At 65.6% G+C, this 26,028-nt stretch carries 21 protein-coding genes; 18 read left to right on the forward strand and 3 right to left on the reverse strand.

Features of this window, described 5'->3' with window-relative positions; translation table 11 throughout:
- Nucleotides 1–3 precede the first annotated feature (3 nt).
- Nucleotides 4–1,146, reverse strand: coding sequence for an alpha-hydroxy acid oxidase (locus tag RZE77_RS31715; RefSeq protein WP_319442650.1), 1,143 nt, complete (start codon nt 1,144–1,146; stop codon nt 4–6).
- Between the two features lie 6 nt (nt 1,147–1,152).
- Complete coding sequence (locus RZE77_RS31720; protein WP_319442651.1) at nt 1,153–2,403, reverse strand: flavin-containing monooxygenase; 1,251 nt, start codon at nt 2,401–2,403, stop codon at nt 1,153–1,155.
- Nucleotides 2,404–2,668: 265 nt separating this feature from the next.
- Here RZE77_RS31720 and RZE77_RS31725 point away from each other — a divergent pair, with 265 nt between their 5' ends.
- From RZE77_RS31725 to RZE77_RS31745, 5 genes are read left to right on the forward strand one after another with little or no spacing between them, the layout of a single operon-like run.
- Entirely contained in the window at nt 2,669–3,817 is a 1,149-nt protein-coding gene (locus RZE77_RS31725) for an ABC transporter ATP-binding protein (protein WP_319442652.1), read from the forward strand.
- A gap of 50 nt (nt 3,818–3,867) precedes the next feature.
- Complete coding sequence (locus RZE77_RS31730) at nt 3,868–4,845, forward strand: NAD(P)H-quinone oxidoreductase (protein WP_319442653.1); 978 nt, start codon at nt 3,868–3,870, stop codon at nt 4,843–4,845.
- Complete coding sequence (locus RZE77_RS31735) at nt 4,845–5,465, forward strand: glutathione S-transferase family protein (protein WP_319442654.1); 621 nt, start codon at nt 4,845–4,847, stop codon at nt 5,463–5,465. Before RZE77_RS31730 ends, RZE77_RS31735 begins: the two co-directional genes overlap by 1 nt.
- 7 nt (nt 5,466–5,472) lie before the next feature.
- Nucleotides 5,473–5,946 carry a type II 3-dehydroquinate dehydratase gene (locus tag RZE77_RS31740; RefSeq protein WP_319442655.1) on the forward strand — a complete coding sequence of 158 codons (474 nt, stop codon included), beginning with the start codon at nt 5,473–5,475 and terminating at the stop codon, nt 5,944–5,946.
- 2 nt (nt 5,947–5,948) lie between these two features.
- Complete coding sequence (locus RZE77_RS31745) at nt 5,949–6,905, forward strand: 2-hydroxyacid dehydrogenase (protein ID WP_319442656.1); 957 nt, start codon at nt 5,949–5,951, stop codon at nt 6,903–6,905.
- Between the two features lie 10 nt (nt 6,906–6,915).
- Here RZE77_RS31745 and RZE77_RS31750 read toward each other — a convergent pair whose 3' ends face one another.
- Complete coding sequence (locus tag RZE77_RS31750) at nt 6,916–7,731, reverse strand: SDR family NAD(P)-dependent oxidoreductase (RefSeq protein ID WP_319442657.1); 816 nt, start codon at nt 7,729–7,731, stop codon at nt 6,916–6,918.
- A gap of 93 nt (nt 7,732–7,824) precedes the next feature.
- Between RZE77_RS31750 and RZE77_RS31755 the strand changes: the two genes are divergently transcribed.
- The 13 genes from RZE77_RS31755 to RZE77_RS31810 all read left to right on the forward strand — a co-directional run bounded on the left by RZE77_RS31755 (nt 7,825) and on the right by RZE77_RS31810 (nt 26,014).
- A complete protein-coding gene (locus RZE77_RS31755; protein WP_319434039.1) occupies nt 7,825–8,709 on the forward strand; it encodes a LysR family transcriptional regulator in 885 nt (294 codons plus the stop codon).
- Nucleotides 8,710–8,872: 163 nt separating this feature from the next.
- Nucleotides 8,873–10,963 (forward strand): TonB-dependent receptor, encoded by a 2,091-nt coding sequence (locus RZE77_RS31760; protein WP_319442658.1) that lies wholly within the window; start codon nt 8,873–8,875, stop codon nt 10,961–10,963.
- A gap of 10 nt (nt 10,964–10,973) precedes the next feature.
- Nucleotides 10,974–11,714, forward strand: coding sequence for an ABC transporter ATP-binding protein (locus RZE77_RS31765; RefSeq protein WP_319442659.1), 741 nt, complete (start codon nt 10,974–10,976; stop codon nt 11,712–11,714).
- Nucleotides 11,711–13,132, forward strand: a complete 1,422-nt coding sequence (locus RZE77_RS31770; protein WP_319442660.1) for a DUF3526 domain-containing protein — start codon at nt 11,711–11,713, stop codon at nt 13,130–13,132. Before RZE77_RS31765 ends, RZE77_RS31770 begins: the two co-directional genes overlap by 4 nt.
- A complete protein-coding gene (locus RZE77_RS31775; RefSeq protein ID WP_319442661.1) occupies nt 13,129–14,526 on the forward strand; it encodes a DUF3526 domain-containing protein in 1,398 nt (465 codons plus the stop codon). Before RZE77_RS31770 ends, RZE77_RS31775 begins: the two co-directional genes overlap by 4 nt.
- A 273-nt stretch (nt 14,527–14,799) precedes the next feature.
- Nucleotides 14,800–17,697, forward strand: a complete 2,898-nt coding sequence (locus tag RZE77_RS31780; protein WP_319442662.1) for a type VI secretion system Vgr family protein — start codon at nt 14,800–14,802, stop codon at nt 17,695–17,697.
- Between the two features lie 62 nt (nt 17,698–17,759).
- Nucleotides 17,760–22,652: an RHS repeat-associated core domain-containing protein gene (locus RZE77_RS31785; RefSeq protein WP_319442663.1), complete on the forward strand. Its 4,893-nt coding sequence runs from the start codon at nt 17,760–17,762 to the stop codon at nt 22,650–22,652.
- Nucleotides 22,653–22,655: 3 nt separating this feature from the next.
- A complete protein-coding gene (locus RZE77_RS31790) occupies nt 22,656–23,042 on the forward strand; it encodes a hypothetical protein (RefSeq protein WP_319442664.1) in 387 nt (128 codons plus the stop codon).
- Nucleotides 23,043–23,103: 61 nt separating this feature from the next.
- A complete protein-coding gene (locus RZE77_RS31795; RefSeq protein WP_319442665.1) occupies nt 23,104–24,498 on the forward strand; it encodes an RHS repeat domain-containing protein in 1,395 nt (464 codons plus the stop codon).
- Nucleotides 24,499–25,098, forward strand: coding sequence for a hypothetical protein (locus RZE77_RS31800; RefSeq protein WP_319442666.1), 600 nt, complete (start codon nt 24,499–24,501; stop codon nt 25,096–25,098).
- Between the two features lie 196 nt (nt 25,099–25,294).
- On the forward strand, nt 25,295–25,567 hold the full coding sequence (locus RZE77_RS31805) for an immunity protein Imm33 domain-containing protein (RefSeq protein ID WP_319442667.1): 273 nt from the start codon (nt 25,295–25,297) through the stop codon (nt 25,565–25,567).
- Nucleotides 25,510–25,647 carry an immunity protein Imm33 domain-containing protein gene (locus RZE77_RS33375; protein ID WP_455685330.1) on the forward strand — a complete coding sequence of 46 codons (138 nt, stop codon included), beginning with the start codon at nt 25,510–25,512 and terminating at the stop codon, nt 25,645–25,647. The genes RZE77_RS31805 and RZE77_RS33375 overlap by 58 nt, the downstream gene beginning before the upstream one ends.
- Nucleotides 25,619–26,014 carry a hypothetical protein gene (locus RZE77_RS31810; protein ID WP_319442668.1) on the forward strand — a complete coding sequence of 132 codons (396 nt, stop codon included), beginning with the start codon at nt 25,619–25,621 and terminating at the stop codon, nt 26,012–26,014. The genes RZE77_RS33375 and RZE77_RS31810 overlap by 29 nt, the downstream gene beginning before the upstream one ends.
- Nucleotides 26,015–26,028: the final 14 nt, after the last annotated feature.

Raw genomic sequence — 26,028 nt, forward strand, 5'->3', positions numbered from 1 at the left:
GCCTCAGCGCATGCGCAGGATTTCGCGGTCGACGCCGCGGACATCCGTCTTGCCGCAGAAGGCCATGGAGAGATCGAGTTCGTTCCGGATGAGGTGCAAGGCCGTGGCAACGCCTTTCTCTCCCAGGGCGCCCAGGCCGTACATCATGGCGCGGCCGATGTAGGTGCCGCGCGCGCCGAGCGCGATTGCCTTCAGCACGTCCTGCCCCGAGCGGATGCCGCCATCCATGTGCACCTCCACCCGGTGTCCGACGGCCTCCACGATGCGTGGCAGGGTGGAGATCGACGACGAGGCGCCGTCGAGCTGCCGCCCGCCGTGGTTGGACACCACGATGGCATCGGCCCCGCTTTCAACCGCCAGCCGCGCATCCTCGGGATCCTGGATGCCCTTGACGATCAGCTTGCCGTTCCAGCGCTTCCTGATCCATTCGATGTCTTGCCACGACAGGCGGGGATCGAACTGCTCCCGGGTCCACTCCACCAGCGAGCCGATGCTGTCCACGCCCTTCGCGTGCCCGACGATGTTGCCGAAATGGCGATGCCGCGTGCCCAGCATGTTCCAGCACCAGCGCGGCTTGCTCGCCAGGTTCACGAGGTTGCGCAGGGTCGGCCGAGGGGGCGTCGACAGTCCGTTCTTCTTGTCCTTGTGCCGCTGACCGAATACCTGCAGGTCCATGGTGACCACGAGCGCGGAACAGTTGGCGTTCCGTGCCCTCTCGATCAGGCCTTCCACGAAGCTCCGGTCGCGCAGCACATAGAGCTGGAACCAGAACGGATGGCGGCCGGTCGCTTCGGCCACCGCCTCGATCGGGCAGATGCTCATGGTCGACAAGGTGAACGGTATGCCGAACCTCTGCGCCGCGCGCGCCGCCAGGATCTCGCCATCGGCATGCTGCATGCCGGCGAGGCCCGTGGGCGCGATCGCCACCGGCATGCTGACCGCCTGGCCCACCATGGTGCTGGCGGTGCTGCGCTCGGCGATGTCCACCGCCACGCGCTGGCGAAACTCGATCTTGCCGAAATCCTCTTCGTTGGCACGGTAGGTGTATTCGGTCCACGAGCCGCCATCCACGTAGTCGTAGAACATGCGGGGCACGCGTTTCCTCGCCAGGCGGCGCAGGTCTTCGATGCAGGTGATCTCGGCCATGCAGGCTCAGGTCTTGCCGTACGACATGTACGCATCCTGGAGCGCGATATGGTCGGCGATGTATTTCGCGTCGTGCCACACGCCATAGATGAAGGACGAGGCGCGGTTGACCAGGTTCGGCAGTCCCAGGAAGTAGATGCCGCTCTCCGCGGAAATGCCCCGCTTGTGAAACGGCGCACCCTTTTCATCGAAGGCATTGACCTTCAGCCAGCTGTAGTCGAAGGTGAATCCGGTGGCCCAGAGAATCGTCGTGATGCCGGCCTTGGCGAGATCCAGGCTCATGATCGGCTCCTTGAGGCAGTCCGGGTCCGGCAGCAGCTCCCAGGCTTCGGGCTCCGGCGCAAAGGGCAAGCCGTTCTGCTCGATGTAGGCATCCGCTTCGCGCAGCACGTCGAAGTACGCCTGGTCGCCTTCCGCGACATTCCTGGCCAGGCCTTCTTCGAACTCGATGACACCGTCCTTGTAGGTCCTGGTCAGGCCGACCAGCGTCACGCCCATGTGCGCAAGGCGGCGGAAATCGACCGTCTTGCCACCCTCGTAGCCGCTGACGGCGAACGCGACGTGCTGCTTCTTGGGCTTGGTCTTGACCTCGTCCCACAGGCCCAGGGCACCCAGCCACCAGCAGTAGTCGCGGCCGCGGTAGGAACGCGGCGGGCGGTAGTGCTCGCCCACCGAGAGATAGACCGTCTTGCCCGCCTTGCGCAGCTCCTCGGCAATCTGCGAGCCTGAAGCGCCCGCACCCACGACCAGCACGGCGCCTTCCCGCAACTGGCCCGGGTTCTTGTACGCGGAGGAATGCAGCTGCTGGATGCTGTCGGTTTCGGGAACGATCTTCGGATAGGCCGGAATCTGGAAGGGACCGGTGGCCGCAACGACGTTAATCGCTTCGATGACCCCCTCGGAGGTCGTGACCTTGAAGCCCGGGCGACCCACGTTGCGCTCCACCTGCCTGACCTCGACACCGGTGCGCACGGGCGCCTTCAGCATGGCGGCGTAGTCCTCGAAATACTGCGCCATGCGCTCTTTCGGTGGAAATGCCTCCGGCGAAACGCCTTCGAACTTCAACCCTGGAAAGCGGTCATGCCAGGCGGGGCCATTCGCGACCAGCGAATCCCAGCGCTCCGAGCGCCAACGTTCCGCGATCCGGTTGCGCTCCAGCACCACATGCGGCACACCCACAAGCGAAAGATGCTCGCTCATGGCGATGCCGGCCTGGCCAGCGCCGACCACCAAGGTATTGATTTTTTCCACTGACATTTGTGTTCCTAAAGAAGATCGCCACTGATGCACGTCGCCAGGCAGCCTGGAGACACCAGCCATCGATGCAGGCGAGTCTGAAGAAGCACACCGCATTTGAAAATCACGTTTTTCGGATTCAGGGCTTAGGAAAAAGCAAAGCGCTGCCCGCAAGGCCCTCGCTGGGGCTCGTGCCTGAGCGGCCATCGAGACCTTTCGTTTTTCCGAGGGGCCGCCTCAATTTCGGCAAAGGCCCGGACACGGACTCCTGGCTTATCGTTCGCGCATGAAAGTAGTCCACTCCGACCCTGCAGCGCAGCCCGGCCTTTCGCATCCGCAGGCCGACACAGCCGTCAGCCTGGAGGGCGTGGTCAAGAAGTACCACGACCAGACCGTGTTGCACGAGGTCTCGCTGAAGATCAAGCGTGGCGAATTCCTTACCCTGCTGGGTCCGTCGGGCTGCGGCAAGACGACGCTGCTCAACCTGATCGCGGGCTTTGCCGAGGCCGACAGCGGCGAGATCTTCATCGAGGGCCAGCCGGTGACCAGCGATCCGCCGCACAAGCGGCAGATCGGCATCGTCTTCCAGAACTACGCGCTCTTTCCGCACATGACCGTGGAGCGCAACATCGGCTATGGCCTGCGGATGCGGGGCGTGCCCAAGGACGAGGTGGCCCGGCGCGTCAAGGAAGCGATGGCCATGGTCAAGCTCACCGGCCTGGGGCACCGCAAGCCGCGCGAACTCTCCGGTGGCCAGCAGCAGCGTGTGGCGCTGGCGCGCGCACTCATCATCCAGCCCAAGGTGCTGCTGCTCGACGAGCCCTTCTCGGCCCTGGACAAGAGCTTGCGCGGCTCGATGCAGGTCGAGATTCGCGAAATCCAGCGCCGCCTGGGCCTGACGACGGTCTTCGTCACCCACGACCAGGGCGAGGCACTGGCGATGTCGGACCGCATCGCCGTGATGTCGGCCGGCGTCATCCGCCAGATCGCCTCGCCGGCCGACCTGTACCGCAGCCCGCAGGATCCGTTCGTGGCGTCCTTTCTTGGCGACGTGAACATCCTGCCGGCCCACTACCACGGCAAGACCGCCCACGAGATCCAGCTGCGCCTGGGCTCCGGCTATCTCAGCCTTCCGCAGGCTCGACTGGTCGATGCATCGCACGAAGGCGAAAGGCTGGATGTCTACGTCCGGCCGGAACACATCCTGCTGGAAAGCCTGCATGCCGGTTCGGTCCTGAGCGGCACCGTGATCCACCACGTCTTCCAGGGCGACCACATCAACACCTACTTGGATGTGGATGTTCCGAGGACGGCCCGGCAGGTGGTCACGGTGCGCAGTGCAGGCCTGGGCGCCATGCAGCATTGGCCCGTCGGCTCGGTCGCCGGGCTGGCGCTTCTCGACGAAGGCATCAGCGTCTTCGGCTCCCGCAAGTAACAGCCCCGGCAAACCCCATGACCGACGTCAGAACCTCCCTTCCAAGTTCAATGCAAGCCATCGTCGCCCGGGAGCCCGGCGATGCCGGCGTGCTGGTGCTGGCCGAGCGCCCCATGCCCGTCCCGGGCGCCGGCGAAGTCCTGCTGCGCGTGCTCGCCGCCGGCATCAACCGGCCCGACGTCATGCAGCGCCAGGGCATCGCCAGGCCCGCACCCGGCATCACCGACGTCCTCGGACTGGAGGTGTGCGGCGAGGTGGTTGCCTGCGGCCCGGGTACCGACAGCGCGCTGGTGGGCCAGCGGCTCATGAGCCTGGTGCCCGGCGGGGGCTATGCGCCGTGGTGCACGGCGTCGGTCGATCATTCCTTCGTGGTGCCGGCCACCCTGTCCGACATCGAAGCCGCGGCCTTGCCCGAAGGACTCTTCACTGTCTGGCACAACCTGTTCGAACTCGGCCGCCTGGCGATGGGCGAGACGGTGCTGATCCACGGCGCCGCGGGCGGCATCGGCACCCTGGCGATCCAGATGGCCCATGCGGCCGGCTGCACGGTCATCGTGACCGACAACGATGAAGCCCGGTTCCCCGAACTGAAGGCCCTCGGCGCCGACCTGGCGATCTGCTGGCCCACCACCGACTTCACCCAGGCCTGCCTGGACTACACCGCGGGGCGTGGAGTGGACGTGGTGCTCGACATCGTCGGCGGCGACTATGTGCGCCGCAATCTTCAAGCCATGGCTTTCGGCGGACGGCATGTCAGCCTGTCCTTCATGCAGGGCTCGGCGGTCAACATCGAACTGCTGACGCTGATGCAGCGCCAGCTGAGCCTGCACTCCTCCACCATGCGCCCGCAGAGCCACGCCGAGAAGGCTCGCATGGCCAGGCGCCTGGCCCACCACGTCATGCCGCTGCTGAAGAGCCGGCGGATCGCGCCGCGCATCCACGCCACCTTTCCGGTCGGCGAGGCCGCGGCATCGCATGCCATGCTGGAAAGCGGCAAGGTGTTCGGCAAACTGGTGCTGGTGCCCTGATGATGAAACTCCTCTTTGCTCCGACATCGCCCTTCGTGCGAAAGGTCATGGTGTGTGCGCATCTGACCGGACAGGCCGAGAAAATCCAGCTCCTGGACAGCGCCGCCCATCCGGTTCGACGCGACCCGCGCATCGCGGCTCACAACCCGCTCGCCAAGGTGCCGACCCTGATCCTGCAAGACGGCCAGGTCCTCTACGACAGCCGCGTGATCTGCGAGTACCTGGCCAGCCAGGCGGACGCAGGGACGATATTTCCCGCGTCCGGCGCCGATCGATGGACGGCGCTCAGCCGCCAGGCGCTGGGCGATGGCCTGCTCGACGCCGCGCTGCTGGCGCGCTACGAGCTGACGGCGCGTCCCCCCGAATTCCAGTGGCCCACCTGGCGCGAGGCCTTGTTGACCAAGGTCGCGGCCTGCCTCGCCTCGATCGAAGCCATCGCATCCGAGCTGGCCCACGACAAGCCCACCATCGGCGAGATCACCATCGGCTGCGCATTGGGGTATCTGGACTTCCGATTTCCCGAACTGAACTGGCGCGCGGAATGCGGCATCGCCGCCCGTTGGAACGAAGCTTTCCAGAGCCTGCCCGCCATGCAGGCCACCCAACCCTACGAAGCTTGAGAAAACGATGACCGAAACCTCGAATCCTCCCATCTCCGTCTGGTTCCTGAACGGCCCCAACGCCAACCTCTACGGCCTGGATTCCAACAAGAACTACGGCACGGACAGTTTCCCCGTCCTGCAGTCGCGCTGCGAGCAAAAGGCCGCCGCGCTGGAGGTCCGCCTGCGTTTTCTGCAGTCGAACCATGAAGGACAGCTGATCGACTGGATCCAGGAAGCCCGCGGTGTCGCGGACGGCATCGTCATCAATGCGGCCGGTCTGACCTACACGTCCATCCCCATCCTGGATGCCCTGCTGTCTTTTCCCGGAAAGATCATCGAAGCCCACATGAGCAATATCTGGAAGCGCGAGCCCTTCCGCCATCACTCCTACATATCCAAGGTGGCGGATGGTGTCATTGCCGGACTCGGCGGAGACGGCTACGAGCTTGCCATCGAGGCCGTCGCGCGCCTGGTGCGAAAGAACCAACAGGCCTCTTGAAGATGACGTTTCCTGAAGCAATGGCTGTCGGCACCCTGGCCTTCTACAGCGACTTCGACGATTTCCAGACCTGGAAGAAGGCGCTTCAGACCCAGCTTCCAGCACTCCAGGTGATTCACGCAAGCCAGACCGAGCGGCCGGAAGAGATCGACTACGCCATGGTCTGGAAACCCCCGCAGGGCATTTTCGAACGCATGACGAATCTGCGGCTGATCATCAACCTGGGCGCCGGAGTCGACTCGCTGGTGGGGCGCGACGACCTCCCAGGGAACATTCCCATCACCCGGATTACCGATCCGCAGATGTCGCGGATGATGGCCGGGTATGTCCTGTTCGCGGTCCTCCGGCACGCCCGGGATATTCCGGTCTTCGAGCAGGCCCAGCGCTCAAGCCAGTGGGCCTATCGCCACCCGCGTTCGCCGGAGGAAATGACCGTTGCGGTGCTGGGGCTGGGGCATCTGGGGGCCAAGGCAGCTCATGAAATTCAACGCCAGGGATTCCGGACGCTGGGTTGGTCGCGCAGCCTTGCGCAGATCGATGGCGTGGAGTGTTCGGCCGGCATGGAGACGCTCGACTCCGTGATTGGCCAAGCGGACATCGTCGTCCTGATGCTGCCGCTCACGCCGCAGACCAAGCATCTCTTCGATCGCGCCCGCCTCGAAAAATTACGGCCCGGCGCTGCATTCGTCAACGTCGCCAGGGGCGCCCTGGTGGATCAGGCCGCGTTGACCGAGCTCCTCCAGCGTGGCCACATCGGCTCAGCAACGCTGGATGTCTTCGAGCGCGAACCCCTGCCGGCCGGAGATGCGCTGTGGAGCATGCCCAATGTGCTCATCACCCCGCACCTTGCATCGGTGGCCATTCCATCATCCTCGGCCAGGCAGATCGCAGCCAACATCCTCCGCGTCTCGGCCGGCGAATTGCCAGACAACATCGTCGAGCCATCCCGCGGATATTGACGGGCGTCTTTCAGGCGCGGCCGGTGGGAGGCGCGGGCATGCCCCGGCGCAGGGTCGGCAGGCCGACGCCGGCGGCATCGAAGCCGCCATCGACGGCCAGCACCTGGCCGTTGATGAAGCTCGCGTCGTCGCTGCACAGGAAGCCCACGGCGTTGGCCATTTCCTCCGGCGTGCCGTAGCGGCCCAGCGGAATGGTGTCGTAATAGTCGGAGCGGATCGCCACGCTGTGCACGAGCTTGGCCATCTCGGTTTCCACCGGCCCCGGCGCGATCACGTTCACGCGCACGCCGGCATTGCCCAACTCCACCGCATGCTGCTTGGTCAGGTGGATGAGCGCCGCCTTGCTGGTGCCGTAGGCCACCCGCAGCGTGCTCGCGCGCAGGCCCGAGATGGAGGCGATGTTCACCACCGCGCCGTTCCCGCGTTCGACCATCAGCGCGCCGAAGGCCTGCGTGCAGAGGAACGCGCCGTCCAGGTTGGTACCGAGCACGGTGCGCCATTCCTCGAACGAAGTCTGTAGCACCGGCTTGAACACCGCCACGCCGGCGTTGTTGACCAGCGCATCGACGCGGCCGAAGCGCTCGACCACGGCCTTTGCGGCGCTCTCGACCTGCGACGGCTTCGACACGTCGCAGTGAAGGCCGAGCAGCTTTGCAGGCTGCGCGAGTTCGGCCACCGCCTGGTCGAGCGTGGCGCCGTCGATGTCGAGCAGCGCGACGCTGTAGCCGTGCGCCAGGAACCAGCGGCCGATGGCCAGGCCGATGCCGCGCGCGCCTCCGGTGACGACGGCGACGCGGGAAGAAGATGGAGTGGTGAGATCGGTCATTGATTGGAGTTGCTGCAGCAAAGCAAAGTCTAGAACTCGACATCGATAGCAACAAATTTAGAATTCGTATCGATCAATACAAAATTCAGATCAATGGAAATCCGCCACCTCCGTTGCCTGGTCGCCGTGGCCGAAGAGCTGCACTTCGGGCGCGCGGCGCAGCGCCTGAACCTGTCGCAACCGCCCGTGAGCCTCGCGATCAAGGAGATGGAGGAAGAACTGGGCGTCACGCTGTTCGAGCGCACCTCGCGCCGCATCGCGATCACGCGCGCTGGGGACGAAGCGCTTCGCGATGCGCGCGCCGTGCTGCTCGGCATGGACACCTTGCGCCGGCGCGCGCAAGAGGCCGCGGCCGGGCTCATGGGATCGATCTCGATCGGCTTCATCAGCCTGCCGGCCTACTCGTTTTTGCCGCGGGTGCTGCGGCAGTTCTCGGACGAGAACGAGCGGGCCGAGATCGCGCTGTGGGAAGGCACGACCGACCAGATCATCGGCGACGTCGAGTCCGGCCGGCTCGACGTGGGCCTGGTGCTGCAGCCGTCCAGCATGCCCGCCTCGCTGGGCTCGCGGCTGGTGCAGAAGGATGCGCTGATCCTCGCGATGCCCGAGGCGCATCCGCTGGTGCGGCCCGGCAGCATTGCGCTCGAGAAGTTCTCGGGCGAGCGCTTCCTGGGCTTCGAGCGGCACTTCGGGCCGCAGGTGTTCGATGCGATCGTGGCCACCTGCATGCGGCGCGGCTTCAGCCCGCGCCTGTTTCCGGCGCGGCAGATGCACACCATCGTGAGCCTGGTCTCCGGCGGGCTGGGCGTGGCGCTGGTGCCGGCCTGCGTCAAGGCGCTGCACCGCGAGGGCGTGGCGTACCGCTCGCTCAAGGGCGAGAAGACCTACATCGACACCTTGGCGGTGTGGCGCAAGGCGGACGATTCGCCGCTGGTGCGCGCGCTGCTGGCGCTGCTGCCGACGCTCAGCAGCGTCTGAGGGCGACCACCCCTGGCCGGGGTGCATGTCGAAGGCACGCATCACGCATGCGGCAACGGAAGCGGTGGTTTTGTTTGTTATTGCGAATGCAATATCATTAACAATTCACAAGACTTCAGCCACCACTCCGTGACGCCGCCCGGCCCCGGGGCTCCTCCCATCCATGAACGCGCTCGCAAATTTCACACGTCGGCTCCCCTCCTCTCTCACGCTGTTTGCCGGCGTCGCCTGCGCAGGAGCCGCGGCCGCGCAGCCTTCGGTCCAGACGCTCGGCGAAGTCAGCGTGACCGCGAACGACGAGGTTGCCGAGCGCCAGCGCAAGCGCACGACGGTCACCAGCGACAGCACCGGCCTGCCCTCGGGCCTGAGCGTGATCACGGCCGAGGAGATCGGCACGCTCAACGTGGGGCGCGACATCTCCAACGTCTTTCGGCGCGTGCCCGGTGTGGTGGCCAACAACATCGACCAGGGCGACACCGGCAACGGCTTTCGCATGCGGGGCTTCGCCACCCAGGGCACGCACGGCGCGGACACGGCGGTCTACGTGGACGGCGTGCCGCAGAACATGCCCTCGAGCCAGGCGGGCGCCGGACACGGGCCGGCATACCTGGAATGGATCACCCCGGACATGATCGGACGCATCGACGTCATCAAGGGACCGATCTCCGCGCTCTACGGCGACCAGAACCGCGCCGGCGCGGTCAACCTGACGACGCAAAGCGGGCCGATCCCTTCCAGCGTGGGGCTTTCGCTCGAAAGCCATGGCGGCCGCCGCGCCTCGCTGGTGCTGTCGAACGCCTTCAACGAAGTGCAGTCGCTGCTCATCGCTGACAGCTATCGCACCGACAGCTACCGGCGCGACGGCAAGACCGCGCGCGACAACCTCTTCTGGAAACTCTCGACGCGCGCGGGAGACGGCCTCTACAGCCTGCGCATCAATCACTACACCTCCGACGCCGTCGCGGCGGGCTACCTGCTGCTGCCGGACCTGCAGCGCGGCGCCGTCGATCCGCGTTCGACCCAGTTCAACCTGCCGGGCTTCGGCAGCGGCGAGCGCACCGCGCTGGTTTTCAACCGAAGCCCGGCGGTGGGCGAGGAAGGCTGGTCCGCCACCGCGTACGCCGAGCGCTTCGAGCGCGTGCGCGGCACCGCGAGCAGCAGCGTGCAGCACACGGTGGGTTCGGACGACCGCCACTTCTACGGCGGCCGGCTGGCGCACAACCTGGTCTTCGGCGACAGGGCATCGCTCATCTTCGGCGGCGAGTTGCGCCGCGACGCCGGCGATGCCGACCGGCGCATCTGGCGCTCGTGGCTGCCGACCGCCAACTACGTGAACAACCAGCAGCTCGATCTGCTGACCTACGGCCTCTTTGCCCAGGGCCAGTACAGGCTGGCATCCAATTTCAAGCTGCTGGGCGGCGTGCGGCGCGACTGGTTCGACTACGACATCCAGAACCGCAAGCTGCCGGGCGCCTCCACCGTCTACAAGGACGCGGTGACGACGCCGAAGATCGGCGCGGTCTGGGGCCTCACGCCGGCACTCGAGGTGTTCGCGAACGTGGCCGAGGGCTTCCGCTCGCCGGCTGCCGAGCAGATCAGCAGCAGCGGCGCGACCGGTCCGCTGGGCGCTGCGGGAGGCACGGTGTACGGCGTTGCGCCGTCCAAGGTGAAGTCGCGCGACATCGGCTTCGCATTCACCGCCGCACCGGGCTGGACGGCCTCGGGGGTGGCCTATCACACGCTCAACCAGGACGAGATCGTCGCGCAGCCCGACGGCTCGTACAAGTCGGTGGGCGACACGACGCGCAAGGGCTACGAACTCGAGACGCGGCTGCGGCTCGGCTCGAACTGGTCGGTGTACGGCAGCTATGGCCGCATTGCCGAAGCGCGCGTGAACAACCCGCTGCCCAACACGGGCGCGCGCCTTTCGGTGCCCGAGCACCAGTTCAAGCTCGGCGCCGAATACCGGCAGCGCCTCGGGGCCGGGCGCCTCACGCTCAACGCCGACGCCTACCTGACGGCCAACAACCCCTACTACGTGGGCACGCCGCAGACGCAGCTGCGCATGATGCCCACCTACACGCGCTACGACCTCAAGGCCACCTACGACCGCGAGAACCTCCAGTTCTCCGTCTTCGCGATCTTCCAGCCGCATCGCTTCGCCTCCGACATTGCCTACGGCTCCTCGGCCGGCTTGCTGATCTCGCCCCAGCCGCGCACCCAGGTGGGCGCGTCGGTGCGCTACTTCTTCTGACGCGCGCTCCATGGCACAGGAAGAAGAGATCCTTTCGCTGCGCGCGCTCACGGTCGAGCGCGGGGGCCGGCGCACCATCGACTGCCTCGACCTCGGGGTTGGCGCCGGCTGCGTCTACGCGCTGCTGGGCGGCAACGGCGCGGGCAAGACCACCACGCTGAATGTCTTCCTGGGCTTCGTGCAGCCGGCCTCCGGCGAGGTGCGGGTGGCCGGCTTCTCGCCGGTGCGCGAGGCCCCGCAGGTGCGCCGAAGACTGGCCTACCTGCCCGAGAACGTGGCGCTCTATCCGTACCTGAGCGGCGTGGAAAACCTCCGGTATTTCTGCACGCTCGCGGACATCGCGCTCTCGCGCGCCGCGGCGCGAGGGCTGCTGGAGCGGGCGGGGCTGCAGGCACCGGCGCACGACGCCAGGGTGTCCACGTATTCGAAGGGCATGCGCCAGAAAGTGGGGCTGGCCATCGCCGACGCCAAGCAGGCGCAGGCCATGCTGCTGGACGAGCCGACCTCGGGGCTGGACCCCGGCGCCGCCAACGATTTCGCGCAGCGCATCCGCGCCGCCGCCGGCAACGGCATGGCGGTGCTGATGGCCACGCACGACCTGTTCAACGCCCGCCAGGTGGCCGACCGCATCGGCATCCTGAAGGAGGGCCGGCTGGTCGCCGAATTCGATGCGCACACGGTCAACCACGACGAGCTGGAACACGCCTACCTCGCCCACACGCGCGGCGGCGATCCGGAGGCGCGTTCATGAGGCTGCTCGCGGTCGTGCGCAAGGAATTGCGGGCGCTGCTGCGCGATGGGCGCTTTGCGGTGCTGGCGCTGTCCATGGGCCTCCTGCTCGCTGGCCTGCTGGTCACGTCGGCGCAGCAGCATCGGCGGCTTGCCGCGGAGAAGGCGCAGGTGGCCGCGGCCGTGCGCGCGCAGTGGGACGCGCAGGGCGACAAGCATCCGCACCGCGGCGCGCACTTCGGGCTCTATGCGCTGCGCCCGGACTCGCCCCTTGCCGCCATCGACCCCGGGCTCGATCCGTACCTCGGGCAGGCGCTCTGGCTCGAGCCGCATCGCCGCAACATGACGCGCTTCCGTCCCGCGGCCGATGAAGCGCCCTCGGTCCGCTTCGGCCAGCTGACACCGGCCTTTGCGCTGGTGGCGCTGCTGCCGCTGCTCATCATTGCGCTGGCCTTCAACGCTGTCAGCGCCGAGCGCGAGAGCGGCACGCTGCGCATGCTGCACAGCGCCGGCCTGCCGGGCAGCCGCTTGCTGGCGGGCAAGTTCACCGCATTGATGTCGGTCGTCGCGCTGATGCTGCTGGCCTGCGTCGGCGGCGGCCTGGCGCTGGCGGCGGCGGGGGGCCTGCCGCAGGCCGATGCCATCGGGCGCGGCGTGCTCGCGGCGGGTTCGTTTCTTCTCTACTACGGCATCTTTGCCGCGCTGGCGCTCGCGGTGTCGGCATGGCTTCCCACCAGCCGGCTCAGCCTCTTCGTGCTGCTGGGCCTGTGGATCGCCTTCGTCTTCGTGGTGCCGCGCCTGGGGGCCGCGGCGGCCGAGCGCGCCGTGCCGCTGCCAACCGCCGAGCGCTTCTGGAGCGACATCCAGCGCGACTACACGCAGGGCCTTCCAGGCGACCCCGACCTCGCCACGCGCGGCAAGGCGTTCGAGGCCGAGCTGCTGCAGCGCCACGGCGCCCAGCGGCTGGAGGACCTGCCCTTCGGTGTCGCCGCGGTACGGCGCATGGCGCGCGATGCCTATGCGGACCGCGTGCATGCGCTTCACTTCGACGGCCTGTGGCAGCGCCACATGCTGCAGGCGCAGTGGCTGCGCGCGGCGGCCGCGTTCAGCCCGGCCATGGCGATGCGCGCCATCTCGATGAAGATGGCAGGCACCGATCTCATGCACCAGCGCCATTTCGAAGATGCCGCCGAAGCGTATCGGCGCCACGTCAACGCGAAGATCGACCAGTGGGACGCGGACCACACCCGCGGCCTGACCTCCTTCGACGACCGCTATGCGGACAACGACCTGTGGCGTTCCGTCGATGGGTTCCGCTATGTCCCGCCGGGCATCGGCTTCGCGCTGAAAGCCGCCCTGCCCGATTTCGCCCTGCTGCTGGCCTGGGCGCTGGGCGCCGGATGGCTGCTGGCCGCCAGCGTGCGAAAGCTCCAGCCATGACCGTCCTGCCGATGCGCCTGGCGCGTGCCGAATGGCATCGCTTCCTGAAGCAGCGCCTGAACCTCTGGGTGCTTGCGGTGTTTGCGCTGCTGCTCGGTGCGAGCGCGGCATGGTCCGGCCTTGCCGCGCGCGACTACCGTGCGGCGGCCACGGCACAGCAAGAGGACTGGGAGCAGGTCCGCCTCAAGGCCCGGGCCATGGCGGCCCAGCCTGCAGACGGCACCAAGGCCATGATGGCGGCCTTCCAGTTCGCGCGCGGCGATGCACCACCGGCCCGGTTGCCGGCGCTCGGCGGCCTGGCGCTCGGCACCGGAACCTTCGAGCTGCTGGGTCCGGATGCGCGGGTGACCGTCGAAAGCCGCCATACCGATGCCCGCAAGGCGGAACGGTTCGGCAACCCGCTGCTGGAAGACCTCGGCCTGCCCGACTTCTCCACCGTGCTCGCGTTGCTGCTGCCCCTGGCGATCCTGGGCCTGACCTGCGGGCTGGTGCAGGAGGAGCGCGAACTGGGGCGATGGCCATGGGTGGTGGCGCAATGTGCCCGGCCCGCGAGGGTCGTTGCCGTGGCGCTGGGCCTGCGCGGCATCGCGGCCTGGGGCATTGCCGCGGCGGCTTCGTCGCTCGCCTTCGCGCTCGATCCGGGTGCCACCGCCGGGGCCCTGTTCTGCTGGCTGGCCGCCGTGGCCGCGTTCTGTGCTTTCTGGCTGGCCCTGGCCGGCCTGTTCTGCCTGCTGCCGCTGTCCTCGGGTTCAGCAGCCCTTGGCCTTCTCGCATGCTGGCTGCTGTCGACCTTTGCCATCCCGGCCGCCCTGGCCGCATGGGCCGACCGGCAAGCGCCGATGCCGTCGCGGCTGGCCGCCATCGCGGCGATTCGCGATGCGCAGCAGGAGGCCGAGGTCCACATGGACGCGCACCTGGCGGATTGGTATGCCGCCCATCCCGCAGCCGCGCCCTTTGCGTCGCGCAGCCACACGTGGCCGGTTTCGTTCCTGCCGCGCTACCTCGCGCAGGACCGCCGGATCCGGCCTCTGATGGAAGGCTTCGACGACGCCCGCGCCCGCCGCTTCGCCTGGCTGGAGCGCAGGAACTGGCTGTCCCCGAGCCTGGCACTGGCCATGGCCGCGGACCGGCTGGCCGGCATCGACGCGCCGCGCTACCTGCGCCACGTGCAGCGCGTGAACGCCTACGAAGACGCGTGGCGCGGCTTCTTCGTCCCGCGCCTCATGAGCTACCAGGGACTCGCGGCCGAGGATTTCGACAGGCTGCCTCGCTTCGAAGCGCCATCTGACGCAAGCACGTCGCAGGTGCTGCGCCAGGCCCTGCTGCTGGGCTTGATGGCGCTCGCGCTGTCGGGCTGCATCGCGCTCGCACGCAGATCGTTGGAGAAACCGTAGTGGCGCTAGGCTGGCGGGGTTAACCCGAAGGGCTTCATCGGATGCGAGCGATGTAGCCCGTATGGATTACATCTTTCGCCAACTGCGATCAAATAGCCTCGATCCGTGCCGAATTACCATGGAATGACCAAAGGTCTCTTGCATAATCCGGCAGTCTGATGCGTCCTGTCACACACATTGCATCCAGACAGTTGATTGGCTAGTTTCTTCTCCAGAAGAAGAAAAAGATCAGGGAGGTCACATGGACACCACGTTCCTGCAAGGTGGCGGCTCGTGAAGCGCCGCGTCACCATCCGGACGCCGCTGGGCGAGGCACTGCAATTCCATCGGCTGGCGGGGCGCGAGGCGCTCAGCCAGGCCTACGCCTTCGACCTGGACCTGCTGGGCAGCAGCAATGCGCTGGACCCCAAGTCCATCCTGGGCAAACCCGCCACGGTCGTGATGGAGACCGAGAGCGGCGCCCCGCGCTACCTCGCCGGCCTTGTCACCCGCTTCGGCCTGTCGCACGAAGACGACCGCCAGGCCTTCTACAGGATGCGGCTGCGCCCGTGGCTGTGGCTGGCCACGCGCCGCTCCGACTTCCGCATCTTCCAGGACCAGACCGTGCCCGAGATCGTTGCGGCCGTGCTGGGGCGCTACGGCCATCCGATGGAGCAGAAGCTCCACCGCAGCTACCGCCCGTGGACCTACTGCGTGCAGTACCGCGAGAGCGACTTCGACTTCATCTCGCGGCTGTGCGAGCACGAAGGCCTCTACTTCTGGTTCAGGCACGAGGCCGAGCAGCACGTGCTCGTCTTCGCCGACGACATCGCCAGTTCCCACAGTCCGCTGCCCGGCGGCGAGACGGTGCGCTACCACCCGCACGAGAAGGCCGGCATGACCGGCGGGCTGGAGGCCAGCGAACGCATCTACGAGTGGGCGCAGGCCGAGGAGATCCGCCCGGGCCACCACTTTCGCAACCACTACGACTTCGAGAAGCCCCAGGCCGACCTCGCCAGCCGGCGCCAGATGCCCCCGGGCCACGAGCACGATGGCCATGAGCAGTACGAATGGCCGGGCGACTACCTGCAGCACGACGACGGCGAGACCTACGCGCGCATCCGCACCGAGGAGCAGCTGAGCCAGCGCAGCCGGGTCAGTGGCCGTTCCAACCTGCGCGAACTCGCCCCGGGCCACACCTTCCGCCTGCGGGACCATCCGCGCGAGGACCAGAACCGCCAGCACCTGCTGCTGGCCGTGGACTACGAGCTGCAGGAGAACCTGCAGGCCAGCGAAGGCGCGAACGCTTCCGAGGGCTCCGTGCAGCGCTTCGCCTTCGAGGCCCAGCCCACCAGCTACGCCTGGCGCCCGCGGCGCAGCACGCCCAAGCCGCGCACCCGCGGGCCGCAGACCGCCGTGGTGGTCGGCCCCGCCGGCGAGGAGATCTGGACCGACCCCTACGGCCGCATCAAGGTCCAGTTCCACTGGGACCGCATCGGCCAGCGCAACGAGAACGCCAGCTGCTGGCTGCGCGTGTCCACCGCCTGGGCCGGCGCCACCTTTGGTGCAGCCGCGTTGCCGCGCATCGGGCAGGAAGTCATCGTCGATTTTCTGAACGGCGACCCCGACCACCCGATCGTCACCGGCCGGGTGCACAACGCCGACGAAATGCCGGCCTGGCAGCTGCCCCAGCAGAAGCAGCTCACCGGCATCCGCAGCCGCGAGTTGGGCGGCGGGCGCAGCAACCACCTGGCGCTCGACGATTCGAGCGGCAAGGTGCAGGCCCAGCTCAAGAGCGACCACCAGAGCACCAGCCTGAGCCTGGGCCACATCGGGCGCATCGAGGACACGGCCGGGCGCAAGGACGACCGCGGCCAGGGCTTCGAGCTGCGCACCGACGGCCACGGGGCCGTGCGCGCCGCCCGCGGCCTGCTGGTGAGCACCGAGGCGCGCGCCAACGCCCAGGGCCACATCACCGACATGCGCGAGACCGTCGCCAGGCTCACCCAGGGGCGCGACCTGCACGAGAGCCTGAGCCAGGTGGCGCAGCAGGCCAAGGCGCACGAGGCGGGCGACCAGGACGAGGTGGCTCGGGCGCTGAAGGCGCAGAACGATGCGATCAGGGGCAGCGGCGGCTCCTCGGGCCAGGGCGAGTTCCCGGAGTTCCAGGAGCCGCACCTGACCTTGGCGAGCCCGGCGGGCATCCAGGCCACCACGGCCGCCAGCACCCACCTCGTGAGCGTCGAGCACACGGCCATCAGCAGCGGTGCCCACACCAGCGTGGCCACGGGCAACAGCTTCCTGGTGAGCGCCAAGGACGCGGTGCGCATGGTCGCCTTCAATAACGGCATCCGCATGGCGGCGGCCGCGGCCGACATCGACCTCACGGCGCTCAAGGACAGCATCAATGCGCTGGCCAAGCTGGACATCAAGATGGAGGCCAACCGGATCACCATCACGGCGAAGGAAGAGGTGCTGATCAACGGCGGCTCCAGCTACACGCGCTGGACAGCGGGCGGCATCGAGAGCGGCACCAACGGGCTGTGGCGTGCGCATGCGGCTTCGCATTCGATGGTGGGGCCGAAGAGCGACGGACAGCCCCGGCTGCCGCAGCCGCCCCAGCTTCCGAGGGGCCAGCTCGACCTGTACCACCAGTACATCAAGGCGGACGGCGCCACGCGCCAAGGCGTGAAGCAAGGCGACTACACGGTGGTCGACTCCGATGGCGGCACGCACACGGGCAAGCTGGACAGCAATGGGTTTGCGTCGGTGTCAGGCCTTCCCATCGGGCAGGCGAAAGTGACCTTCGGCAAGGACCCGAGCGATCCGTGGGACAAGGGCAGCTACTTCGGCCAGCCCGATCGCTGGCCCGACAAGCCCGCCACCACCGCGGGTATCGACGCGGCGGGCGGCGGCGGTGCAGCCGGCCTGCTCGGCAGCGTCGGTGGTGGTGCTGCCAGTGTTGCCGGCATTGCCAGCGGCGCCCTGGGCCAGGCTGGCGGCTTTGCGGCACGGCTCGGCCAGGCCGCGGGCATCGCCCAGCAGGCCGTCGGCGCGGCGCAAGCCATCGAGCAAGGCGGCGCCAAGGCGCTGCTCGGGCAGGCCACCCAGGCCGCCGTCGGCATGGCGCCCCGGCTGCTGCCCGGCGCACCGGCCGGGATGCCGGGGCAGACACCCGGCTTCGCGGGCTGACGGCCGCAGCCGGTGCCGCATCCATCAACAAAAAGCAAGCATCCAGTTCAGGGGCAACAAACATGGCAGGCGACACGCCACAACAGAATCGGCCGGCGCAAGAGGAGCAGGAACGCGAGCCCCAGGTAGCGGTGGCGCCGCTGAACGCCATCGCGCAGGAAGACATCGGCAAGGGCGCGGCCAAGCTGGACGCCTGGCTGCAAAGCATCAGCGACGGCTGGATCACACTGGCGCGCCTGTCAACCGTGGCCGGCAGCATCCCGGTGGTCGGCAACATCATGGCGCTTGCCGACGCGATCATGGACGTGGTGCGCATGATTCAGAAGAAGAGCTGGGACCAATTCCTGGAATGGGTGTCGCTGGTCATCAACGTGATCGGCGTCATCCCCTTTCCGCCGACCATGGCGGCCGCACGCATGAGCCTGCGGCCGATGCTGGCCCTCATCAAGCAGAACGCCGGGCGCGTGATCAAGGACCAGGCCGGCCGCGCCTTCGCCAATGCCGGCGAGGCCGTGGTCACCGTCGCCGTCGGCCACCTGAACGACACCATTGCCGGAGAAATCGACAAGTTCGTCGACGAGGCCATGTCGCTCCTCGACAGCATGCTGAAGGACTGCGCCAACATGGTCGACGCGGTCGTAGACGCCCTGCTCGACATCATGCAGCGCGGGCTCGGAGAAAAGCCCCTGCTCACGCTCACGCCGCCGATCGAGCGAAAGACCTACGACCCCAACACCCAGACCACCATGGGCAGCCTGCTGAGCACGCTGAGTTCCTGGGGCACCTCGGCCAGCAATACCGCCAAGAGCGGAATCAACCGCGTCAGCAAGGCGGCCTCCGGCCTCATTCCGGCGTGGGCAGTGGACAGGGTCAAGGAGACCATGGGCTATCTGCTCAACATCAAGCAAGTCGCACGCGGCAAGCTGCAGGCAATGGCCAGCGAAGCCGAGCGCAACAGCATCAAGTCGCTCCTCAAGATGCTGAAGACCGCCTTGCTCAAGCGCAAGAACCGCCGAAACGGCATCGTGAACGCCTCCGAGGGCGCGCGGGTGGACAGCAAGAAACCGGGCGGCGAAGTCGGCTTGGCCGCCGCACAAGCCGGCCCCGGCGGCGATCCCGGCTGCAAGAACTGCCCCGCGCGTTCAAGCGAGGGCGGCGCAATCAGCCTGGCCATGGGCTGCGAAAGCGTCACACACACCGATTTCGTGCTGGCCGCTCCCCTGCCCATCGCATGGGCACGCACCTATCGCAGCAACCTGGGCGCCTTCGACCAGGGCAGCCTGGGCGCACGCTGGCTCACGCCCTACAGCACCCGCGTGGACATCGCCACCCCCGCCCAGGGCCCTCGGCAGGGCCAGCCGAGCCTGCTCTACCACGGCGCCGATGGCCGCAGCCACGCCTACCCCCTGCTCGCCGTGGGACAGCACCACCGCGATTCCATCGAGGAAGTCACCCTCACCCGCCTGAGCCCGAGCCTGCTGACGCTGGACTTCGGCAAAGCCATGCCCGCCGGCACGCCCAGCGACTGGCGCGAAACCTACGAGCTCGTCGACACCGCCGCCCCCAAGGCCCGCACCCAAGGCAAGCAGCACTTCCGCCTGGTGGCGCAGCACACCAGTAACGGCCTTGCGATCGGCCTGCGCTACGACCATGTGATTGCCGCCACCGGCGAACACGTGCTCAGCGACATCATCAGCAAACAGGGCGACGCCACGCTCGCCCATGTCGGCACCCGCCCCCATGCCCACAGCGGACTCATCGAAAGCCTGTGGGAAATCAGGGACGGCCAGCCCGTGCGCCAGCTCGCCGCCTACACCCACGACGCCGAAGGCGACCTCGTCGCGGCGCAGGACGAGAACGGCGCCGGCTGGCAGTACAGCTACAGCCACCACCTCCTGACCCGCTACACTGACCGCACCGGGCGCGGCATGAACCTCGAATACGACGGCACCGGCGCCGACGCCAAGGCCGTGCGCGAGTGGAGCGACGACGGCAGCTTCGCCCTCAAGCTGGAGTGGGACAAGAACATCCGGCTGACCTACGTCACCGACGCCCTTGGCCAGGAAACCTGGTACTACTACGACATCCTGGGCTACACCTACCGGGTCATCCATCCCGACCAGCTGGAGGAATGGTTCTTCCGCGACAGCGACAAGAACATCACGCGCCACATCCACACCGACGGCACCACCGACGACTACGTCTACGACGCCAACGGCAACCTCAAGACCCACACCCGCGCCGACGGCAGCAGCGTGCACTACGCCTACGACGCGCGCCACCGCATCACGGGCATCCTCGACGCCGAAGGCGGCGCCTGGAAGCGCGACTACGACGCGAGCGGCAACCTCACCGAAGAGATCGACCCGCTCGGCCACAAGACCGAATACGCCTACGACAACGCCGGGCGCCCCGTGCGCATCACCGATGCCAAGGGCGGCATCAAGACCCTGGCCTACACCCCCGACGGCCAGCTGGCCAGCCACACCGACTGCTCCGGCAAGACCACCCAGTGGGCCTACGACGGCCGCGGCCGCCTGGCCAGGATCACCAACGCCCTGGGCCAGGCCACCCGCTTTCGCTACACCGAAGCCGGCGAAGCCGCGCAGGCCGCGATGCCCGGCCATGCCAACCACCCGGGCCAGCTCGAGGAGATCGTCCACCCCGACAACACCAGCGAGTACTTCGCCCACGACGCCGAAGGCCGCCTGCTCGCGCACACGGACGCGCTGGGCCGCCGCACCAGCTACGGCTACACCCGCGCCGGCCTCGTGGCCCAGCGCACCGATGCGGCCGGCCGCACCCTCAAGTACCACTGGGACCTGCTGGGCCGCCTGACCGAATTGCACAACGAGAACGGCAGCCGCTACGACTTCCGCTACGACCCCATCGGCAAGCTGCTCGAAGAAACTGGCTTCGACCGCAAGAGCACCCAGTACCGCTACGACGAAGCCAGCGGCGTGCTGGCCGAGGTCATCGAAGCCGGCCACAGCACCCGGCTCGCGTTCGACCCGCTGGGCCGCCTGAGCGAGCGCCAGGCCGGCGACGATGCCGAGCGCTTCGCCTACGACCGCAACGGCCGCCTGGTCGAAGCCACCAACGCCGAGGCCCGGCTCCAGTGGTTCTACGACCGCGCGGGCAACCTCGTGCGCGAGCACCAGCACTACCTGGACCATGGCCACACGGCCGTCTGGCAGCACGGCTACGACGAGCTCAACCAGCGCATCGCCAGCATCCGCCCCGACGGCCACGTCACCCAATGGCTCACCTACGGCTCCGGCCACGTGCACGGCCTGCTCGTGGACGGCCAGGACGTCCTGGGCTTCGAGCGCGACGACCTGCACCGCGAGATCGGCCGCGAACAGGGCAACGGGCTGACGCAGAAGCTGCACTACGACCCGGCCGGCCGGCTGCTGGAACAGCAGATCTCCCAGACCAGGCCGGGCGCGATCGAGGCCGTCGGCATCCGCCGCAGCTATGCCTACGACAAGGCCGGACAGCTGGTGGCCATCGGCGACAGCCGCCGCGGCAACCTGAGCTACCGCTACGACCCCGTGGGGCGCCTGCTGGAAGCCCACAGCCGCCTGGGCCGCGAGACCTTCGCCTTCGATCCGGCGGGCAACATTGGCAATCCATCCGACTTCGTAGCCGACGGCCAAGCCGCAGGTCGCATGACCACCCGCGTCGCGGTGCGCCTTAACGGCGATGGCCGCAGCATGGCCGGCCGGCTGATGGACAACCTGCTCAGGGACTATGCAGGCATCCACTACACCTGGGACGAGCGCGGCAACCTCATCGAGCGGACCTGGAACGGCGAGAAGACCGTGTTCACCTGGGACGGCTTCAACCGCATGCGCAGCGCGAGCACCTACGGCAAGACCACCACCTTCAGCTACGACGCCCTGGGCCGGCGCATCGCCAAGCGATCCGAGCACGATGTCACCCTGTTCGGCTGGGACGGTGACACGCTGGCCTTCGAGAGCACGCAAAGCACCGAGGGCCAGCAGGAGCAGCAGGCCTGGCGCGGCGACAGCGTGCACTACATCCACGAGCCCGGCTCCTTCGTGCCGCTGGTGCAGATCAGGCAGCCGCAGGCCGTGGCGCTGAGCCAGACCACCGATGTGAAGGCGCTGATCGCGGCCAACGGCGGACGCTACGACATCGAGCAGGATCCGCTATGGAACGGGGAGCAGCTCAAGACGCCAACCGCCTTCGCGAAGGAAGAGATCGCGTTCTACCAGTGCGACCACCTGGGCACGCCGCAGGAGCTGACGGACCATGAGGGGCGGATCGCCTGGTCTGCGCAGTACAGGGCCTGGGGTGAAGCCAAGCAGGCGATCAGCGAGGCGGGACGGAAGGCGGGGTTCAGGAATCCGATCCGGTTCCAGGGGCAGTACTTTGACGACGAGACGGGGCTGCACTACAACCGGTATCGGTACTACGACCCGGGGAGTGGGCGGTTCGTCTCCAAGGATCCGATTGGGTTAGAGGGCGGCATCAACGTCCATCAGTACGCGCCGAATCCGATCGAATGGATTGATCCGTTTGGCTTGGCCGGCAACCGGGCCAACCGACGTGCAGGGAGAATCTTGCAGGACATGGATGCTCGAGGAGGCGGCCATGCGTATTCACGGCATGGGGCCCAAACCACCATGCAGCAGCAGGAGCACCGGGCGAGGACTGGCATCCCACCCGACAACCCATGTCCGAGGCGACCTCGCCCAGTTGACTCAACCCGCTTTTTAAGCCACGTTGACCAGCTTGACGCCATTCAGCGCGCGACCCAGAAAATGAACCAAGCTGGAGCAAATGAAGCGACAGTCGATATGGGGCGTGTGATCGGTGAGGGATATAGGGCCGGAGGTGGTTGCCCCGAAACCACCACAGAGGCGACCGTTTTCCGAGGGTCGAACGGAGAAATTCGAACGGCATTTCCACAACTTCCAACGCCTTAAGCCATGCAAGTTTTTCCCGACTACATCTCCAAGTTGAACTACTACTTGCATGTCATGAGCGATGACGAGCTGGATGATTTCTATATCAACGACCTCAGCTGCCGCGCCAAGCTGTTTGATGCGATGAAGGCTGACTTCGACCGTTTCGGGCCGGAGAGTCAACAAAGGACGTTGGATGCCATTGAGTTCATCTTGTCATCGAGCGGCGACATCGAAAAGTACTGGCGCGCGGTAGTGCCTCATGAGGTACCTCTAGATGAAGTGGAAGACAAGCCGGGCTATTTGCGATCGCTCTACGAAAAGCTAGCAGGGCGTGCGCCGTCGCCAAGAAACTTCGGTTCCGATGTGGAAATCGTTTATGGTCGTCACAGCATTGATGTCCGCCGTTAACACCGGATCGTATCAGCGGTTCGGATGTGTCTGAGCTCACGGGGCGCAGGCCATTTGTGTAGTGAAGACCCCGGGCCTGTCAAATGGACACCAGCCGCCTCTGCCTCTGCAAGGTCCGGCGGGCAGCCCGAACACCGCTCCACAGCCTGCCGGCCGCGTCACCACCCGCGTCGCGGTGCACCTGGGCGGCGATGGCCGCAGCATGGCCGGCCGGCTGATGGACAACCTGCTCAAGAACTACGCCGGCACCCACTACACCTGGGACGAGCGCGGCAACCTGGTCGAGCGCAACCGCAACGGAGAAAAAACCATCTTCACCTGGGATGGCTTCAACCGCATGCGCAGCGCGAGCACCTACGGCAAGACCACAAGCTTCAGCTACGACGCGCTGGGCCGGCGCATCGCCAAGCGAAGCTCACACGCGACGACCTTGTTCGGCTGGGACGGCGACACACTGGCCTTCGAGAGCACGCAAAGCACCGAGGGCCAGCAGGAGCAGCAGGCCTGGCGCGGCGACAGCGTGCACTACATCCACGAGCCCGGCTCCTTCGTGCCGCTGGTGCAGATCAGGCAGGCGCAGGCCGTGGCGCTGAGCCAGACCACCGACGTGAAGGCGCTGATCGCGGCCAACGGCGGGCGCTACGACATCGAGCAGGACCCGCTATGGAACGGGGAGCAGCTCAAGACACCAACTGCCTTCGCGCGGGAAGAGATCGCGTTCTACCAATGCGACCACCAGGGCACGCCGCAGGAGTTGACGGACCATGAGGGGCGGATCGCATGGTCGGCCAGCTACAAGGCCTGGGGTGAAGCCAAGCAGGCGATCAGCGAGGCGGGGCGAAAGGCGGGGTTCAGGAATCCGATTCGGTTCCAGGGGCAGTACTTTGACGACGAGACGGGGCTGCACTACAACCGGTATCGGTATTACGACCCGGTGAGTGGGCGGTTCGTCTCTAGCGACCCGATTGGGCTTCTTGGCGGCATTAATACCCATGCTTATGCTCCGAATCCCTCTGAGTGGATCGATCCACTGGGATTAGCGGCACTTGGTCAACTCGGTACCTACGGATCGTTGAATGGGGGAGGAAACGTCGGCGATGGACTTCAGGCGCATGAGCTATTGCGCCATGAATATCTGGTTCAAAAAGGACTTGCAAAGAAGAATTGCCGCGATGGCAACAACCCATCAATTGCGCTTGATCTTGATCACCATACACGAGGCCCAGGAAAGGACTCTCGCGGCATCGGTGGCGCTCATTATCATGAAGGAAAAATACGCCAAGATCGCGGTCTTGGACGCAACGAGTTCCATCCAGACATTAAGAGAGAGTTGGATATTACCCAGGGTGGCCTAAGAAAGGCAGGCATTCCTGCAAGCAGAGCAAGAGCGTTGCGCAAACAATCAGAGGCGTATTTGAGAAATAACAACTGCCCCTGCAGTTGCCCGGAGGATTAAATGAGCAAGGCATTAGTTTTCAGCACATCCACCACTGACCTCGAGTCCAGGATTGGCGGTCGCGCACTAATCGGCGGAGTTGCAACTTGGCCGATCGCCCCAAATGGGGAGCCATTGACGTTGGTTGCAACCCTGTTCGGTCAATTTTTGACCGAACATACTTCCGTAAAAATGCCTGACAATAAGATTGTCTCCGTTTTTTCTTACTATTCAGCCTCGGATTATTTTTTGGATCAGATTTGCTTCCACGGGGACTCCGACGAACTAAAGACGATTCAATCTGGATACACTGCAGTAATCGTGCATGGAGTTGGTCAACCGATCTCTCAAGGGGTTTTTCTACCAGCCAGAAAAATCGACACAACGCCAATTCCAGAGCATGAAGAAGCTACGTTCACAGGATCAAAGATTGGCGGGACGCCCTGCTATTTACAACAAGAAAATATCTCCGTGAAGCAGCCATTCTTGCTACAACTTTACTCTGGGGACTATCCGACGCCATTCACCGATATTTTTGGCTTGTCTGATGCGGTCGGTTATGTATTCTCTGAATCCTCAGAAAAATTTGGCTCGGGTTTATTTTTTGTCCAAACCACTTAGCGAAGGCTATGTCGCGCCGCACTGTCGCCCGTTCATCTCGGCAACATACTTCGCGCGCAAAGCCGTCTACCCGCGCAAACCGATGCCCCTTGGGCATGCAAGTGCAACAGTACGGCCGCATTGCTCCACAACGTCTCGAGCGGTCATGCCCCAGTACCTTCTATGGTTCTAAAGTCATGAAGGCAAGTTCTAAAAAATGACAAATAGTGATCTAAAAGAAGAACAACAAAAGGTTTGCGAAAAATACCAATCTCCGGCCTTTTTTTGCGGCGAAGAAGAAAAGCTTGGAATTGCCCTGAAGTCATTGACGAAAACCCCCATATATGGTGTGCGTCGCGCTCGAAAAAATGACACATGTGGATGGTATTTATGGGCAGGCGAATTTTCAGATGCTGAGGAATTTTTCCCCCTATGCATGTGGAGCATATTTCTGAAATTCTTCCTATCGCACAAAAATATCTCGCGTTAGCCCCAGGCTTTAAATTCATCATAGACGAAAATGGGTACGAGGATGTTTGGTATGAACCGGAATCAAATGGAAGCGAATGATAAATTTCGGATTCACGCCCACAAGCTTCTCGATGAATTTGTTCGGGCGATAGATAAATGCGATCAACAAGAGCTAAAAGATCAATTCAATGTTTCCCAAGCTTTGGTCGAGGAAATTCTAGAAATTATTCGCGAGTACCACCCTGGCGAGAAGTTCTCACTCGGAGTTGCTCCATTTGAATTCGCCTTTTCGGCGGAAAAATCCAAAAGACCAAATATTGAATTATTCAAGATGAATGATGAAAATAGATGGGGTGCGGAGTGCGTTCTATGGGTTAATGACAAACCAAGCGAGCCAATATTACATGTTGAGCTCTTTGAGCAAGCTCCAGACCTAAGACTGCAATACAAGTACATTGGATCTTAATTCGTGGCGAATGA

Source organism: Variovorax sp. SPNA7 (assembly GCF_033807855.1).
Taxonomy (GTDB): domain Bacteria; phylum Pseudomonadota; class Gammaproteobacteria; order Burkholderiales; family Burkholderiaceae_C; genus Variovorax; species Variovorax beijingensis.

Coding starts and splice junctions, on each gene's coding strand:
- RZE77_RS31740 (WP_319442655.1), top strand. CDS start 5,473: ATGACCGAAACCTCGAATCCTCCCATCTCCGTCTGGTTCCTGAACGGC.
- RZE77_RS31750 (WP_319442657.1), bottom strand. CDS start 7,731: ATGACCGATCTCACCACTCCATCTTCTTCCCGCGTCGCCGTCGTCACC.
- RZE77_RS31735 (WP_319442654.1), top strand. CDS start 4,845: ATGATGAAACTCCTCTTTGCTCCGACATCGCCCTTCGTGCGAAAGGTC.
- RZE77_RS31745 (WP_319442656.1), top strand. CDS start 5,949: ATGACGTTTCCTGAAGCAATGGCTGTCGGCACCCTGGCCTTCTACAGC.
- RZE77_RS31790 (WP_319442664.1), top strand. CDS start 22,656: ATGCAAGTTTTTCCCGACTACATCTCCAAGTTGAACTACTACTTGCAT.
- RZE77_RS31810 (WP_319442668.1), top strand. CDS start 25,619: ATGAACCGGAATCAAATGGAAGCGAATGATAAATTTCGGATTCACGCC.
- RZE77_RS31760 (WP_319442658.1), top strand. CDS start 8,873: ATGAACGCGCTCGCAAATTTCACACGTCGGCTCCCCTCCTCTCTCACG.
- RZE77_RS31775 (WP_319442661.1), top strand. CDS start 13,129: ATGACCGTCCTGCCGATGCGCCTGGCGCGTGCCGAATGGCATCGCTTC.
- RZE77_RS31725 (WP_319442652.1), top strand. CDS start 2,669: ATGAAAGTAGTCCACTCCGACCCTGCAGCGCAGCCCGGCCTTTCGCAT.
- RZE77_RS33375 (WP_455685330.1), top strand. CDS start 25,510: ATGCATGTGGAGCATATTTCTGAAATTCTTCCTATCGCACAAAAATAT.
- RZE77_RS31755 (WP_319434039.1), top strand. CDS start 7,825: ATGGAAATCCGCCACCTCCGTTGCCTGGTCGCCGTGGCCGAAGAGCTG.
- RZE77_RS31730 (WP_319442653.1), top strand. CDS start 3,868: ATGCAAGCCATCGTCGCCCGGGAGCCCGGCGATGCCGGCGTGCTGGTG.
- RZE77_RS31785 (WP_319442663.1), top strand. CDS start 17,760: ATGGCAGGCGACACGCCACAACAGAATCGGCCGGCGCAAGAGGAGCAG.
- RZE77_RS31800 (WP_319442666.1), top strand. CDS start 24,499: ATGAGCAAGGCATTAGTTTTCAGCACATCCACCACTGACCTCGAGTCC.
- RZE77_RS31715 (WP_319442650.1), bottom strand. CDS start 1,146: ATGGCCGAGATCACCTGCATCGAAGACCTGCGCCGCCTGGCGAGGAAA.
- RZE77_RS31720 (WP_319442651.1), bottom strand. CDS start 2,403: ATGTCAGTGGAAAAAATCAATACCTTGGTGGTCGGCGCTGGCCAGGCC.
- RZE77_RS31805 (WP_319442667.1), top strand. CDS start 25,295: ATGACAAATAGTGATCTAAAAGAAGAACAACAAAAGGTTTGCGAAAAA.
- RZE77_RS31765 (WP_319442659.1), top strand. CDS start 10,974: ATGGCACAGGAAGAAGAGATCCTTTCGCTGCGCGCGCTCACGGTCGAG.
- RZE77_RS31770 (WP_319442660.1), top strand. CDS start 11,711: ATGAGGCTGCTCGCGGTCGTGCGCAAGGAATTGCGGGCGCTGCTGCGC.